The organism is Variovorax sp. 01T432 (assembly GCF_056398605.1).
The window spans coordinates 29,042-43,015 of sequence record NZ_JBFTPS010000055.1; the positions used below are offsets into that span (position 1 = coordinate 29,042).

12 protein-coding genes, 1 pseudogene and 1 riboswitch are annotated in these 13,974 nt (G+C 67.0%); of the genes and pseudogenes, 10 read left to right on the top strand and 3 right to left on the bottom strand.

Going from position 1 to position 13,974, the window contains the following annotated elements:
• The first annotated feature begins 36 nt into the window (after positions 1 to 36).
• The 5 genes from can (at position 37) to iaaH (ending at position 6,541) form a co-directional block, all read left to right on the top strand.
• Entirely contained in the window at positions 37 to 753 is a 717-nt protein-coding gene (can, locus tag AC1DNF_RS29215; RefSeq protein WP_478152151.1) for a carbonate dehydratase, read from the top strand.
• A 4-nt stretch (positions 754 to 757) separates the two neighbouring features.
• Entirely contained in the window at positions 758 to 2,569 is a 1,812-nt protein-coding gene (aceK, locus tag AC1DNF_RS29220) for a bifunctional isocitrate dehydrogenase kinase/phosphatase (RefSeq protein WP_478152152.1), read from the top strand.
• Positions 2,570 to 2,601: 32 nt separating this feature from the next.
• On the top strand, positions 2,602 to 3,786 hold the full coding sequence (locus AC1DNF_RS29225; RefSeq protein WP_478152153.1) for an acetyl-CoA C-acyltransferase: 1,185 nt from the start codon (positions 2,602 to 2,604) through the stop codon (positions 3,784 to 3,786).
• An 18-nt stretch (positions 3,787 to 3,804) separates the two neighbouring features.
• Complete coding sequence (locus AC1DNF_RS29230) at positions 3,805 to 4,935, top strand: acyl-CoA dehydrogenase family protein (protein WP_478152154.1); 1,131 nt, start codon at positions 3,805 to 3,807, stop codon at positions 4,933 to 4,935.
• Positions 4,936 to 5,023: 88 nt separating this feature from the next.
• Positions 5,024 to 6,541 carry an indoleacetamide hydrolase gene (gene iaaH / locus AC1DNF_RS29235; RefSeq protein WP_478152155.1) on the top strand — a complete coding sequence of 506 codons (1,518 nt, stop codon included), beginning with the start codon at positions 5,024 to 5,026 and terminating at the stop codon, positions 6,539 to 6,541.
• Between the two features lie 27 nt (positions 6,542 to 6,568).
• On the opposite strand, the gene AC1DNF_RS29240 is transcribed toward iaaH, so the two are convergent.
• Positions 6,569 to 7,300 (bottom strand): helix-turn-helix transcriptional regulator, encoded by a 732-nt coding sequence (locus AC1DNF_RS29240; RefSeq protein WP_478152156.1) that lies wholly within the window; start codon positions 7,298 to 7,300, stop codon positions 6,569 to 6,571.
• 119 nt (positions 7,301 to 7,419) lie between these two features.
• On the opposite strand from AC1DNF_RS29240, the gene AC1DNF_RS29245 reads away from it, so the two are divergent.
• The 5 genes from AC1DNF_RS29245 (at position 7,420) to AC1DNF_RS29265 (ending at position 12,697) form a co-directional block, all read left to right on the top strand.
• A complete protein-coding gene (locus AC1DNF_RS29245) occupies positions 7,420 to 7,857 on the top strand; it encodes a YchJ family protein (protein WP_478152157.1) in 438 nt (145 codons plus the stop codon).
• A 189-nt stretch (positions 7,858 to 8,046) separates the two neighbouring features.
• On the top strand, positions 8,047 to 8,886 hold the full coding sequence (locus AC1DNF_RS29250) for a DUF3047 domain-containing protein (protein WP_478152158.1): 840 nt from the start codon (positions 8,047 to 8,049) through the stop codon (positions 8,884 to 8,886).
• A 10-nt stretch (positions 8,887 to 8,896) separates the two neighbouring features.
• On the top strand, positions 8,897 to 9,877 hold the full coding sequence (locus AC1DNF_RS29255; protein ID WP_478152159.1) for a rhodanese-like domain-containing protein: 981 nt from the start codon (positions 8,897 to 8,899) through the stop codon (positions 9,875 to 9,877).
• A gap of 27 nt (positions 9,878 to 9,904) precedes the next feature.
• Positions 9,905 to 10,011: riboswitch (TPP riboswitch) on the top strand.
• A gap of 78 nt (positions 10,012 to 10,089) precedes the next feature.
• Positions 10,090 to 11,970, top strand: coding sequence for a phosphomethylpyrimidine synthase ThiC (thiC, locus tag AC1DNF_RS29260; protein ID WP_478152160.1), 1,881 nt, complete (start codon positions 10,090 to 10,092; stop codon positions 11,968 to 11,970).
• Between the two features lie 34 nt (positions 11,971 to 12,004).
• Positions 12,005 to 12,697: an HAD family hydrolase gene (locus AC1DNF_RS29265; RefSeq protein WP_478152161.1), complete on the top strand. Its 693-nt coding sequence runs from the start codon at positions 12,005 to 12,007 to the stop codon at positions 12,695 to 12,697.
• A gap of 18 nt (positions 12,698 to 12,715) precedes the next feature.
• On the opposite strand, the gene AC1DNF_RS29270 is transcribed toward AC1DNF_RS29265, so the two are convergent.
• Positions 12,716 to 12,913, bottom strand: a complete 198-nt coding sequence (locus AC1DNF_RS29270; RefSeq protein WP_478152162.1) for a hypothetical protein — start codon at positions 12,911 to 12,913, stop codon at positions 12,716 to 12,718.
• Between the two features lie 74 nt (positions 12,914 to 12,987).
• Positions 12,988 to 13,824: pseudogene (locus AC1DNF_RS29275) on the bottom strand (AraC family transcriptional regulator); the annotation flags it as partial.
• Positions 13,825 to 13,974 lie beyond the last annotated feature (150 nt).

Genomic DNA, 13,974 nt, shown 5'->3' on the forward strand with positions numbered 1-13,974 from the left:
GCGTGCCGGCCCATCCAACCCACTTCTCATCGAATCATGGACAACACGCCCGACGCCCTTGAAGACCTGTTCGCCCACAACCGCAGCTGGGCTGCGCGGATGGAGCGCGACCGCCCCGGTTTCTTCACCAGCCTGGTGAAGCAGCAGACGCCCAAGTACATGTGGATCGGCTGCTCGGACAGCCGCGTGCCCGCCAACCAGATCACCGGCCTCGAGCCCGGCGAGGTGTTCGTGCACCGCAACGTCGCCAACATCGTGGTCCACTCCGACCTCAACGCGCTGTCGGCGATTCAGTTCGCCGTGGAGCGGCTCAAGGTCAAGCACATCATGGTGGTGGGGCACTATGGCTGCTCGGGCGTGCAGGCCGCGCTGGAAGGCGCGCGCATCGGCATCGCCGATAACTGGATCCGGCACATCCAGGACGTGCGCGACCGTCATCGGGTCATGATCGAGAGCCTGCCCGAAGCCGACCGCGCCGATGCGCTGTGCGAACTCAATGTGGCGGAGCAGGTGGTCAACGTGGCCGTCAGCACCGTCATGGTCGACGCCTGGAGCCGCGGCCAGACCGTCGCCATCCATGGCTGGGCCTTCGGTGTGCACGACGGGCTTCTCCAGGACCTGGGCATCACCGTCGATGGCACCAAGCCGCTCGAGAATCTCTACCGCGCGGCGGTGCAGCGCATCCGCTACAAGTGGAGCAAGCCCGCGGAGTTCTCCCAGCCGGCGCCCGACGCCGTCAAGGCGGCCGATTGAACCCATGTTCCCGCAGCGCCTCGACTCGCCGCTGGCCTACGACATCGCGAAGGCGATGCGCGACGGCTTCAATCGGCATTACCAGCTCTTTCGAGCCGAGTCGGCGCGCGCCAAGCATCGTTTCGAGACCGCGGATTGGGGCGGCCAGCAGCGCGCGCAGCGCGAACGCATCGAGTTCTACGACCTGCGGGTGAGCGAGGCGGTCGCGCGGCTGGAGAAGGAGTTCAAGGCCGGCGAGCAGCCGATGGATGTGTGGCACCAGGTGAAGCTGCACTTCATCGGCCTTCTGGTCAATCACCACCAGCCCGAACTGGCCGAGACCTTCTTCAACTCGGTGACCACCAAGATCCTGCACCGCGCCTATTTCCAGAACGACTTCATCTTCGTGCGCCCGGCCATCAGCACGGAGTACATCGAGCCGCGCGACGCACCGACCTACCGCGCCTACTACCCGACTCACGACACCCTGGCCGACACCATCGAGGCGGTGCTCGACGACTACGCTCTGCAAGGGCGCTATGCCGATGTGCGCCGCGACGCCGAGCGCGTGGCCGCGGCCATCCTCGGGCGCTTCCATCAGGTCAAGCTGCGCGCCAATTTCCAGCTGCAGGTGCTCTCCGGCCTGTTCTACCGGAACAAGGGCGCCTACGTCGTGGGCAAGATCATCAACGGCTTCGTCGAGCTGCCCATCGCGCTGCCGATCCTGCACGACAGCGAGGGCCGCTTCTACATCGACGCGGCGCTCTTCGGCGAAGAAGACCTGCAGATGCTCTTCAGCTTCGCGCGCGCCTACTTCATGGTCGACATGGAAGTGCCCTCGGCCTACGTGCAGTTCCTGCGCTCGCTGATGCCGCGCAAGCCGCGCGGCGAGATCTACAACGCGCTCGGGCTGGCCAAGCAGGGCAAGACGCTCTTCTACCGCGACTTCCTCTACCACCTCAATTACTCGAGCGACCGGTTCCGCATCGCCCCCGGCATCAAGGGCATGGTGATGCTGGTGTTCGACCTGCCCTCGTTTCCCTACGTCTTCAAGGTCATCAAGGACTTCTTCCCGCCGCAGAAGGAAACGACGCGCGAGCAGGTCAAGAGCAAGTACATGCTGGTGAAACAGCACGACCGCGTCGGCCGCATGGCCGACACGCTGGAGTACAGCGATGTCGGCTTTCCGCTGGACCGCTTCGAACCCGAACTCATCGAGGAGATTCGGAAGTTCGCGCCCAGCCAGCTGGAGATCGGCGACCGTGACGGCAACCGGGAGAAGGAAGTCGTGGTCAAGCACGTCTACATCGAGCGCCGCATGATTCCGCTGAACATCTACCTGCAGGAAGCCGTCGACCAGATGGCCCATCCCGAGCACACCAAGCGCGCTTGCAAGCAGCTGGAGCACGCGGTCATCGAATACGGCAATGCCATCAAGGACATGGTCGCGGCGAACATCTTTCCCGGCGACATGCTGTGGAAGAATTTCGGCGTCACCCGCGGCGGCAAGGTCGTGTTCTATGACTATGACGAGATCGAATACCTCACCGACTGCAATTTCCGCAAGGTGCCCACGCCGCGCAACGAGGAAGAAGAGATGAGCGGCGAGGTCTGGTATTCGGTCGGCCCGAAGGACGTCTTCCCCGAGACCTTTGCTCCCTTCCTGCTCGGCAACCAGGCGGTGCGGGAGGCCTTCATGGCCCACCACGCAGACCTGCTGGACGCCGCCTTCTGGCAGAGCCACAAGCAGCGCATCCAGGCGGGGCAGATGCTCGACGTCTTTCCCTATGACGAAGCGCAGCGCTTCCATCACGATGGCCATGCGCCGTACTTCTGAAATCACGAACTCAACTCACCAAGGAGATCCACATGTCTGAATCCATCGTCATCGTCGGCGCCGCCCGCACCCCCATGGGCGGCTTCCAGGGCGACTTTTCCTCTCTCGCGGCGCACGACCTCGGCGGCGTCGCCATCAAGGCGGCCGTCGAGCGCGCGGGCATCCCGGTCGATGCGGTCGGCGAGGTGCTGTTCGGCAACTGCCTGATGGCCGGCCAGGGCCAGGCGCCCGCGCGCCAGGCGGCCTACAAGGGCGGCCTGCCCGACAGCGCCGGGGCTGTCACGCTCAGCAAGATGTGCGGCTCGGCCATGAAGGCCGCGATGTTCGCGCACGACATGCTGCTCGCGGGCACGCATGAAGTCATGATCGCCGGCGGCATGGAGAGCATGACCAACGCGCCCTACCTGATGCTCAAGGGGCGCGGCGGCTACCGCATGGGCCACGACCGCATCTTCGACCACATGATGCTCGACGGCCTCGAGGACGCCTACCAGCCGGGCCGCTCCATGGGTACCTTCGGGGAGGACTGCGCGGCCAAGTACAAATTCACGCGCGAGCAGCAGGACGCCTTCGCCATCGCCAGCGTCGAGCGGGCCAAGGCCGCCACGGCTTCGGGGGCCTTCAAGGCCGAGATCGCGGCGGTCACCGTCAAGGGTCGCGGCGGCGAAACCGTGATCGAGGTCGACGAGGGCCCGGGCAAGGTCAAGCTCGACAAGATCCCCACGCTGAAGCCCGCCTTCAAGAAGGAAGGCGGCACCATCACCGCCGCATCGAGTTCGTCGATCAACGACGGCGCCGCCGCCCTGGTCATGATGACCGAGAGCACCGCGAAGAAATACGGGGCGAAGCCGATCGCCCGCCTCCTCGCGCATGCCACGCACGCACAGCAGCCCGAGTGGTTCTCGACCGCGCCGGTGGGCGCGGTTGCCAAGCTGTTCAAGAAGACCGGCTGGGGGGTGAAGGACGTCGACCTGTGGGAGGTCAACGAGGCCTTCGCCGTGGTGCCGATGGCGCTGATGCAGGAGTTCTCGGTGGCGCACGAGATCGTCAACGTGCACGGCGGCGCCTGCGCGCTGGGCCACCCCATCGGCGCGAGCGGCGCGCGCATCATGGTCACCCTGATCCATGCACTGCAGCAGCGCGGCAAGAAGCGCGGGGTCGCGACGCTTTGCATCGGCGGCGGCGAAGGCACGGCGGTCGCGCTCGAACTCATCTAAGCAAAGGCAAGCCAGACCATGCTGCTCACCAGCGACCAGGAAGCGATCCGCGAGGCGGTACGCGCATTTGCCCAAGCCGAACTCTGGCCCCACGCGCCGCGCTGGGACCGCGAGCACAGCTTTCCGAAGGAAGCCCACGCGGGTCTGGCGGCGCTCGGCGCCTACGGCATCTGCGTACCCGAGGAAGATGGCGGCGCGGGGCTCGACTACCTGACGCTGGCGCTGGTGCTGGAGGAGATCGCGGCCGGCGACGGCGGCACCAGCACCGCGATCAGCGTGACCAACTGCCCGGTCAACGCGATCCTCATGCGCTACGGCAACGCACAGCAGAAGGCGAAGTGGCTGCAGCCGCTGGCGCAAGGCCGGATGCTCGGCGCCTTCTGCCTGACCGAGCCGCAGGCCGGTAGCGATGCCTCTTCGCTGCGCACCACCGCGCGCAAGGACGGCGACGGCTGGGTGATCGACGGCGTCAAGCAGTTCATCACCAGCGGCAAGAACGGGCAGGTCGCGATCGTGATCGCGGTCACCGACAAGGGCGCGGGCAAGCGCGGCATGAGCGCCTTCATCGTGCCGACCGATGCGCCCGGCTACACCGTGGCGCGGCTCGAGGACAAGCTGGGACAGCACTCGAGCGACACCGCGCAGATCAATTTCGACGCCTGCCGCATTCCGGCGGAGAACCTGATCGGGCAGGAGGGCGAGGGCTACAAGATCGCGCTCGGCGCGCTGGAAGGCGGCCGCATCGGCATCGCGGCGCAGAGCGTCGGAATGGCGCGCAGCGCATTCGGTGTGGCGCTGGCCTATGCCAAGGAGCGGCAGGCCTTCGGCGGCTCGATCTTCGATCAGCAGGCCGTCGGCTTCCGGCTGGCCGAGTGCGCCACCCAGCTCGAAGCGGCCCGCCAGCTCATCTGGCATGCCGCGAGCCTGCGCGACGCGGGACGACCTTGTCTGAAGGAAGCGGCGATGGCCAAGCTCTTCGCCAGCGAGATGGCCGAGCGGGTCTGCAGCGCCGCCATTCAGACCTTGGGCGGCTACGGCTATGTCAACGATTTCCCGCTGGAGCGCATCTACCGCGATGTTCGCGTGTGCCAGATCTACGAGGGGACGTCGGATATCCAGAAGCTCCTGATCCAGCGCGCACTGGCCTGAGCGGCTTGCGTGCTGTCATCGATTTCGATGACAGACAAATGGCGCCTGGCGGCGCAGCATGGCGATCTCTTTGTCGGGGGTTCCTGCCATGTCGCGTTCGATTCACTATTGCGCCATTCGCACGGGGGCACTGTTGTGCATTGCGGCCCTGGGGCTGCCGGCCCATGCACAGCCCGCCGCCCTTGACCTCGCCACGCTGACGGCCAGCGAAGCGGCGCAGCGCCTCTGTGCCGGCTCGCTGGGCAGCGAGCAATTGGTGGCGGCCTATCTTGCCCAGGCCAAGTCCCGGCCGCAGCTCAACGCCTTCATCACGCTCGACGAGGCCGGCGCGCTCGGCGCCGCGCGCGCGGCCGATGCCGCGCGGAAGCGCGGCGGCGCCTGCAAGCCGCTCGGCGGCCTGCCGGTGGTGATCAAGGACAACATCCAGGTCCGGGGACTGCCGGCCACTGCCGGCACGCCCGCGCTCAAGGGCTTCGTGCCCGGCGTCGACGCACCCGTGGTCGCCAAATTGCGCGCGGCCGGCGCAGTCATCCTGGGCAAGACCAACATGCACGAACTGGCATTCGGTGTCACCGGCTACAACCCGGCGTTCCAGACCGGGCCCGAGGTCGGCGTGCGCAATGCCTACGATCCCAGCCGCATTGCGGGCGGTTCCTCGTCGGGCAACGGTGCGGCGCTCGGCGCGCGCATGGCCCCGGCCGCGCTCGGCACCGACACCGGCGGCTCGGTGCGCATTCCCTGCGCCTTCAATGGCTGTGCCGCCCTGCGCCCGACCGTGGGCCGCTATTCGCAGCAAGGCATCGCGCCGATCTCGCACACGCGCGACACCGCCGGCCCGATGGCGCTCTCGGTGGCCGACCTCGCGCTGCTCGACCGCGTGATCGCCGGCGGCAAGCCGCTCAAGGCGGCCGACCTGAAGCGCGTGCGGCTCGGCGTGGTGCCGGCCCTCTTCGCGAACCTGGACGCCGACACCCGCGCCGCCACCGACGCCGCGCTGGTCAAGCTGCGGGCGGCCGGCGTTACGCTGGTGGACGTGGAGATGCCGAAGCTGATGGAGATCAACGGCGCCGTCGGCTTTCCGGTCGCGCTGTACGAGGCGAATGACGACCTGGGGGCGTACCTGGCCAGGTACCGCACGGGCGTCGACATCGCGCAGTTGGCTGCGGCCATCGCCAGTCCCGATGTCAAGGGCACCTTCGACGGCCTGGTGATCCCGCGCAAGCTGCCCGCCGCCAATGGCGTGGTGGATGCCAAGCCAGCCTACGACAACGCGATGCGCGTCGCGCGGCCGGCGCTGCAGAAGCTCTACATCGACACCTTCAGGGCGAACAGGCTCGATGCGCTGGTCTTCCCGACGGTGCCGCGCGTGGCGCTCGAAGCCACGCCCGAGGCCAGCAGCCCGGAGAACTTCGGCGCTCTGATCCAGAACACCGACCCCGGCAGCAATGCCGGCATCCCCGGTCTCCAACTGCCTTCCGGCCTCGGCGCCACGAGCGGCCTGCCGATCGGGCTCGAATTCGATGGCCCGGCGGGCAGCGATCGCCAACTACTCGCGCTGGGCATGGCGGTGGAGGCGCTGCTGGGCAGGCTGCCGGCGCCAAAGTAGGGTGGCGGGCAGGCGCGCCGGGCCTGATCAACACGTCGGGGCCAGCCCGGCCAGCGCTGAGCGGCGCTCGACGCCCACCTTATCGAAGATCCGCCGCAGATAGGTCCGCACCGTCGGGACGCTGACGGCCATGCGGCGCGCGATTTCCTTGTCGGTGAGACCTTCGCGCACGGCTTGGGCGACTTGCCGTTCGCGCGCGCTCAGTGGCGTCGAGTTTGCGGTGTTCGCGGCCGGGGCCGCGGCGCGTTGCGCGCGCTGCAAGGCGCCGGTGAAGGCGGGCTCGATCAGGTCGAGCAGGCCCACCTCGTGTGCGCCGAAGTCGCCGCGGCCACGGCGGCGCCAGATCCGAAGATCGCCCAGCGCTCGGTCGCCGTCGAACGCATGCAGGTTCAGCCCCCAATGCAGGCCATCGCGCGACAGGAAGTCGTTGAAGAAGGGTGTGCGCATCAGATCGCGCTGGGGCATCACCTCGGTCACGCGGGTGGCATGGCGGCGCGACTGCAGCACGAAGGTGATGGGGTCGTGATGCTGGTGCCACTCGGCATAGCGGTCGAGGTTGGCGGGGTCCATGTTCAGCGCCACCCGGTGGTCAAAGGACCCGCGCTCGGCGTTCCAGACGAAGGAGGCGAACTGGTCGGCGCGCAGAAGATCGAGCAGGGCCCTGCCTGTGCGCTCGCGGATGTCGCGCTCGCTCTGGTCTTCCGAAAGCAGCGCGAAGACGCCGCGCAACGCGTGTTGTTCCGAAGCCGTCAGGTACATTGCCAACCCCCTCTTGGGGCTGGAGCTTAGCCGCGCGGCAGGCGGCACGCCACGGTTGATCGTTCAGGGTTTGTGCGAGGGTCTGCACAATACGCGCAGAATTGCTGTCACCTCTCGTCATGTCCTCATCCTCCGCCAATCCCATTCGAGTCTCTTGTCCCTGCGGGCGCCGCGATCGCCGGGAAATGCCCTTGGCCTACTCGCAGTGCTGCGGGCGCTACCTCGACGACTACGAAAACACGCCGGCGTCGGATGCCGAATCGCTCATGCGCTCGCGCTACACGGCTTTCGTTCGAGAGCGCGCGGACTACCTGCTCGCGACCTGGCACCCGTCGACGCGCCCCGCGAGCGTGAGCTTCGAACCCGGCGTGAAGTGGCTGGGTCTGGAAGTCCGCTCCCGCTCGGTGCTGGACGCCGACCATGCGGAAGTCGAGTTCGTCGCCCGCCAGCGCAACAGCGCCGGCGTCGCGACACGACTGCACGAACGCAGCCGCTTCGTGCGCGAGGACGATGGCGTCCTCAGCCGGTGGTACTACCTCGAAGGCGACCCCCACTGACGGGCTTGCTCATTTGAGACCGCAGGTCATTGCCGGGCTTGATTCTCTTGCTATGAATTGAATAGCAATCGAGGGGATTGTGTCCCGGGAGGAGACACATAGATTCCTTTTGGCGTATTTATCCGGCGGCACTTGCGTTGCACACTTCATGGCCATACTTCAGGGGCTATCCACGGCAGGAGAGGCAGCATGTCCACCAGTACAAGAATCCGAATCGCTCTCCCGCCTCGCTGGGCGACCCTCGCATTGCCGTCGGTTGCCGCGATCCTCTGGATGGGGACGCCGGCCGCGCGTGCCGAGGATGCTCTCCCTCTCACACCCTTCTCCAGTGCGCACGGCGAGCAACCGCCCGAGCCCTGGCATTTCTCCGGCCTGCCCAACAAGGTGCCGACGCGTTTCGAGGTCGTGCAGCAGGACGGCCGCAAGGTTCTCAAGGTGGAGGCAGACCAGTCCTACGGCAACCTCGTTCATCCGGTCCACGCGCCGCTCAACGCGTCCACCACGCTGCGATGGCGCTGGCGCGTCGACGACTTCGTGAAGGACGCCGATCTGCACACACGTTCCGGCGATGACGGCGCCGCCAAGATCTGCGTCTTCTTCGACTTTCCGACAGAGCGGCTGTCGCTCGGCGAGCGCACCCGCCTGGCGCTGGCGCGGCGCACGACCGGCGAGGAGGTGCCCAGCGAGACCCTGTGCTACGTCTGGGACATCAAGGAAGCCAAGGGCACTGAACTCGTGAACGCCTTCACCAAGAGGATTCGCATGGTCATTGTCGAGTCGGGGCCCGCCGCCAGCGCCGGGGCCTGGGTGCCGGAGCGCCGCAACCTGCTGGCCGACTACCGCCGCGCTTTCGGCGAAGAGGCGGGCGACACCGTCCCGGACATCGTGGCGGTCGCCATATCGGCGGACGCGGACAACACGCATGGCCATGGCCTGGCCTATTTCTCCGACATCGACCTGCGCAGCATCGCCGCTCCTAGCCGCAGCGCCGAAACCACCCCGGCGGCACGCCCCGCACAAGGGGACTAGAAGAAAGAACATGAACGATCTCGTCGCGCTTCTCGCCACTCAGGGCGCCGTCGTGGTCTTCGTCGCCACCCTGGCGACGCGCCTGGGCGCGCCGGTGCCGGCGGTGCCCTTTCTCATCGTCGCCGGTGGGCTGACGGTGGGCGGACAGGTGTCCTTCATCGCGGTGGTATTCGCCGCGGTGCTCGGCAACATCCTCGGCGACGGTGCCTGGTTCCTGGCCGGGCGCCGCTGGGGATACCGCGTGATGCGGCTGCTGTGCCGCATCTCGCTGTCCGCGGATACTTGCGTCAAGCGCAGCGAATCGATCCTTGGGCGTTGGGGCGGGATGTCGCTGATCGCGGCCAAGTTCGTGCCGGGTGTGTCGGTCGTGGCGCCGCCGATGGCGGGCGCGCTGGGGATGTCGAACCTGCGCTTCCTGTCGTACGAAACAGTTGCCGCGCTGATCTGGACGCTCGGCTTTCTCGCGGTCGGCCGCATCTTCCACTCCGCCATCCAGGATGTTCTGTCGGTGCTCTCGAGCGTCGGCCTCACGGCGGCGGCGGTGCTGGGGCTTGCGCTGCTGGGCTTCGTCGCATGGCGCTATCGCCAGCGCCGCATGGCGCTGCGCGCGGACGACATCGAGCATATCGAGGTCGACGCGCTGCGCGAGGCCCTCGCCGGCGGCGGCGGCGGCGGGCTCACGGTGATCGATGTGCGCTCCAACGAGGCGCGCGCGCTGGATGCGCGCGCCATCCCCGGCGCCATCGCCATCGAACTCCAGCATCTGCCCAAGCGCCTCGGTGCCTTCCAGGACGGTCGTGCGCTTGTGGTGTTCTGCGACTGCCCCGACGACGCCTCCGCCGTGGCTGCCGCGCGCGTCCTGATGGCCGCGGGCCTGCCGCGTGTGCGCGTGCTTGCGGGCGGGCTCGATGCATGGACGCGGGCCGAGGCCGACAGCCCTGCGGACGAGCTGCTGACCGGCGGCCCGCGGATCGCGGCGCATCCCGCTTGATTCCCCGGCCGAACGAAGCCTAGAATCGGCCCCGCTCCGGGGTGTGCGCAGTTTGCGTGCTGAGATGGCCAAGCGGCCGAACCCGCGAACTTGATCTGGTTCATACCAGCGTAAGAAGAGCTGCGACTCCCCGGTGCCCTGACCCCGATGAACAGGCACCCGCCCGGAGCGATCGCGGAGCACCCCGTTGTCTGCCAAACAGGAGTGCCCGCATGAATGCCATCGACAAGTTCGCGTCCCTTCTCGCGCTCACGCGAGATCCCTTCCCCGCCTCGACCAAAGGTGCCATCACAGGCAGCCGGCCCGATATGCGCGTTCCGGTGCGCGACGTGTCGCTCACCAATGGCGAACAGGTATCGCTCTACGACACCTCCGGCCCCTACACCGACCCCGCCGCCGAGATCGACGTGCGCCGCGGCTTGCCCGATGTGCGCGGCGCCTGGGTTGCCGAGCGCGGCGATACCGAGGGCTATGAAGGCCGCCTGCATCTCGCGCTCGACGATGGCGCGACGCATGCAGACCGCGATGCGCAGCGCATTGCCGAATTGCGCGCGGGCGCCGCCGCCCTCCAGCGCACGCCGCGCCGCGCGAAGGCCGGCGCCAACGTGACGCAGATGCACTACGCGCGCCGCGGCATCGTCACGCCCGAGATGGAATACGTGGCGCTGCGCGAGAGCGGCCGGCGCGAATGGATGGCCGAATACCTCTGCGACCCGGCGCGGGAGAGGCGCCTTGCCGGCAACCCGATGGGCGCCAGCATCCCGAAGATCATCACGCCCGAGTTCGTGCGCGACGAAGTGGCGCGCGGCCGCGCCATCATCCCGGCCAACATCAACCACCCCGAAGTCGAGCCGATGGCCATCGGCCGCAACTTCAAGGTCAAGATCAACGCCAACATCGGCAACTCTGCGGTCACCTCCAGCATCGAGGAAGAGGTCGAGAAGCTGGTCTGGGCGATCCGCTGGGGCGCCGACAACGTGATGGACCTTTCCACCGGCCGCAACATCCACACGACGCGCGACTGGATCGTGCGCAACAGCCCGGTGCCCATCGGCACCGTGCCCATCTATCAGGCCCTCGAGAAGGTGGGTGGTGTGGCCGAGGACCTCAGCTGGGAGATCTACCGCGACACGTTAATCGAGCAGGCCGAGCAGGGCGTCGATTACTTCACCATCCACGCCGGGCTGCGCCTGCCCTTCATCCATCTGACGGCGGGCCGCCGTACCGGCATCGTCTCACGCGGTGGATCGATCATGGCCAAGTGGTGCATCTCGCATCACAAGGAGAGCTTCCTCTACACGCACTTCGAGGACATCTGCGACATCATGAAGGCCTACGACGTGAGCTTCTCGCTCGGCGATGGCCTGCGCCCCGGCTGTGCGTCGGATGCCAATGACGAGGCCCAGTTCGCCGAGCTGCGCACCCTGGGCGAACTCACGCAGATCGCGTGGAAGCACGATGTGCAGACCATGATCGAAGGCCCCGGCCACGTGCCCATGCACCTGATCCAGGCCAACATGGACGAGCAGCTCAAGCATTGCCACGAAGCGCCTTTCTACACGCTGGGCCCGCTGACCATCGACATCGCGCCCGGCTACGACCACATCGCCAGCGCCATCGGTGCCGCGATGATCGGATGGGCAGGCACTGCGATGCTGTGCTATGTCACGCCCAAGGAGCATCTGGGCCTGCCGGACCGCGACGACGTGAAGCAGGGGATCATTGCCTACAAGATCGCGGCGCACGCGGCCGACGTGGCCAAGGGCCATCCTGGCGTGCGGGCGCGCGATGACGCGCTCTCCAAAGCGCGCTTCGAGTTCCGCTGGCAGGACCAGTTCAACCTCGGTCTCGACCCCGACACTGCGCGCGAATTCCACGACGAGACCTTGCCGAAGGACTCGAGCAAAATCGCGCACTTCTGCTCGATGTGCGGCCCCAAGTTCTGCTCGATGAAGATCACGCAGGAAGTGCGCGAATACGCGGCGCAGCGCGGCATCGACGAGACGGACGCCGTGGTCGACGGCATGGCGGGCAAATCGGCCGAGTTCAAGGCGGGCGGCGGCGAGATCTACATTCCGATCCAGCCGGCCTGAGGCGCGCGGGAAGGGCGATTGGTAGGATTCGCCCATGAATCCCATTCCCTTTGAAGCCGTGCTGTTCGACTGCGACGGCGTGCTCGTCGACTCCGAGCCGATCACCAATCGCGTGCTCGCCGAAATGCTCGGCGAAATCGGCTGGCAGCTCACGGTCGACGAGTGCATGCGCCTTTTTACCGGCAAGGCGGTGAAGGACGAGGCCGCGCTCATCGAGTCGAAGACCGGCTTCGTGCTGACGCCGGAGTGGCTGCACGGCTTTCGCGGCCGCCGCAATGTGGCGTTGGAGCGCGACCTGCTGGCCATACCTCATTCCGCCCAGGCTGTCCGGGCCCTTCACGCCGTTCTGGACGGCCGCATTGCCTGCGCCTCGGGCGCCGACCGGTACAAGGTCGAACTCCAACTCGACAAGATCGGCATCCTGGATTGCTTCGAGGGCCGCATCTTCAGCGGCCATGAAATGCCGCGCTCCAAACCCGCGCCCGACGTCTACCTCGCGGCCGCTGCGGCACTGGGTGTGGATCCGATGCGCTGCGCGGTGGTTGAAGACACGGTGACGGGCGCCGCTGCGGGCGTCGCCGCCGGCGCGACCGTGTTCGGCTACAGCCCGAGCGACCTGGGCCATAGCGGCCCCGATGCATTGCGCGCGGTGGGCGTGGCGCAGGTCTTCACGGACATGCGGGAATTGCCGGCGCTTCTGGCCGCCTGGCGCCCTGTTGCGGCCTGATCGAGTCCGATCCGCCGTTCAGGCGTTCTTGCGCAGACCTGCCTTTGCGAGGGCGATGAGCGACCGTGTCATCGCGTCGGCGCGGGTCGACAACATCCGTGCGATCAGTTCGCCGGCATTCTCCGTCACCGAGGGATGGATGCGCGAGCGCCCGGATGTGGCCGCGAATTCGATGAGGGCTGCGTATTCGGAGGTGTCGGTGTCGGGGACTTGCATGCGTCGATCGTAGGGCGGTAAACGGGCGAATCTGCCCTCCGTTTCCGACGCCGTCTGTAAGCAAGAGTACTTTTTCACGAACCCCGACCTCCGCTTGTAACGCCGCGCCGGAAGGCTCCGGGCGTCACGCCTGACCAGGAGCTGAACGCGCGAGAGAAGCTCTTTTCGTTGCGAAAGCCCACGGCGAGCGCGATCTGCTTGATCGGCCGGTCGGTGCGCCGCAGCTGATCGGCAGCCTGTTCGTGCCGCACCTCGTCCTTGAGCGCCTGCAGCGAGACGCCTTCTTCCTGCAACTGGCGGTGCAGTGTGCGGCTGGAGAGGTTCAGCAATGCGGCGAGGCTTTCGGCCGTGGCCGCCTCCGCGCCGCGCGCGCGCATGAGCTCCCGCACCCGCTGGCCCAGCAGCCGGTCCCGGCGGTACTGGAGCACGGTGAGCGGCAGCGCGCGCCGCAGCATGGCCCGCAGCGCACGTTCGTCGCGCTGCAGCGGCAGGGCCAGGTAACGCTCGTCGAAGCTGTAGCCCGCTCGCGGCGCATTGAAGCGCAGTGCGCCGGTGAACATCAGCGGATAGGCGTCGTGGTGAGTCGGCGCCGGAAACGGGAAGGTGGCTTCGCGCAGGGAGACGCGCGAGTCGATGACCCAGGAGGCATAGCCGTGCAGGAAGCGCAGGTTGGACACGAGACAGAACTCGCGGAAGCCGCCGAGCGGAGCGTGCTCCGTGATCGACAGGGTCGCCAGGCCTCCTGCCACCTTGAGATCGAGCGCGATGTCGTCCGTCAGCAGCCGGAGGTGGCGGCACCAGCGCTTGATCGCCACACCCAGGTTCGGCGAGCCGAGCGAGGCGCGGCACAGCATGCCGTAGCTTCCCCAGGGCAGGCGTCTTGAAAACCAGCCGAGCGCCTCGTCGTCTAGCCCGAGCTTTGGCCTCTAAAACGCGATAGATCAAGCAATGGCGCGGCTTCGCGCCGTTTTTTGGCCTAATTGTGTTCCCATGTAAATAGCGTATGTTTACCTTGTAAATTCGGGTTCGTTTACTACCATGTAACGCATGTACATCGAGAC

What these genes read in the sequence shown, in the direction of transcription:
- can (WP_478152151.1), top strand. Translation starts at nt 37, where the DNA reads ATGGACAACACGCCCGACGCCCTTGAAGACCTGTTCGCCCACAACCGC.
- aceK (WP_478152152.1), top strand. Translation starts at nt 758, where the DNA reads ATGTTCCCGCAGCGCCTCGACTCGCCGCTGGCCTACGACATCGCGAAG.
- AC1DNF_RS29225 (WP_478152153.1), top strand. Translation starts at nt 2,602, where the DNA reads ATGTCTGAATCCATCGTCATCGTCGGCGCCGCCCGCACCCCCATGGGC.
- AC1DNF_RS29230 (WP_478152154.1), top strand. Translation starts at nt 3,805, where the DNA reads ATGCTGCTCACCAGCGACCAGGAAGCGATCCGCGAGGCGGTACGCGCA.
- iaaH (WP_478152155.1), top strand. Translation starts at nt 5,024, where the DNA reads ATGTCGCGTTCGATTCACTATTGCGCCATTCGCACGGGGGCACTGTTG.
- AC1DNF_RS29240 (WP_478152156.1), bottom strand. Translation starts at nt 7,300, where the DNA reads ATGTACCTGACGGCTTCGGAACAACACGCGTTGCGCGGCGTCTTCGCG.
- AC1DNF_RS29245 (WP_478152157.1), top strand. Translation starts at nt 7,420, where the DNA reads ATGTCCTCATCCTCCGCCAATCCCATTCGAGTCTCTTGTCCCTGCGGG.
- AC1DNF_RS29250 (WP_478152158.1), top strand. Translation starts at nt 8,047, where the DNA reads ATGTCCACCAGTACAAGAATCCGAATCGCTCTCCCGCCTCGCTGGGCG.
- AC1DNF_RS29255 (WP_478152159.1), top strand. Translation starts at nt 8,897, where the DNA reads ATGAACGATCTCGTCGCGCTTCTCGCCACTCAGGGCGCCGTCGTGGTC.
- thiC (WP_478152160.1), top strand. Translation starts at nt 10,090, where the DNA reads ATGAATGCCATCGACAAGTTCGCGTCCCTTCTCGCGCTCACGCGAGAT.
- AC1DNF_RS29265 (WP_478152161.1), top strand. Translation starts at nt 12,005, where the DNA reads ATGAATCCCATTCCCTTTGAAGCCGTGCTGTTCGACTGCGACGGCGTG.
- AC1DNF_RS29270 (WP_478152162.1), bottom strand. Translation starts at nt 12,913, where the DNA reads ATGCAAGTCCCCGACACCGACACCTCCGAATACGCAGCCCTCATCGAA.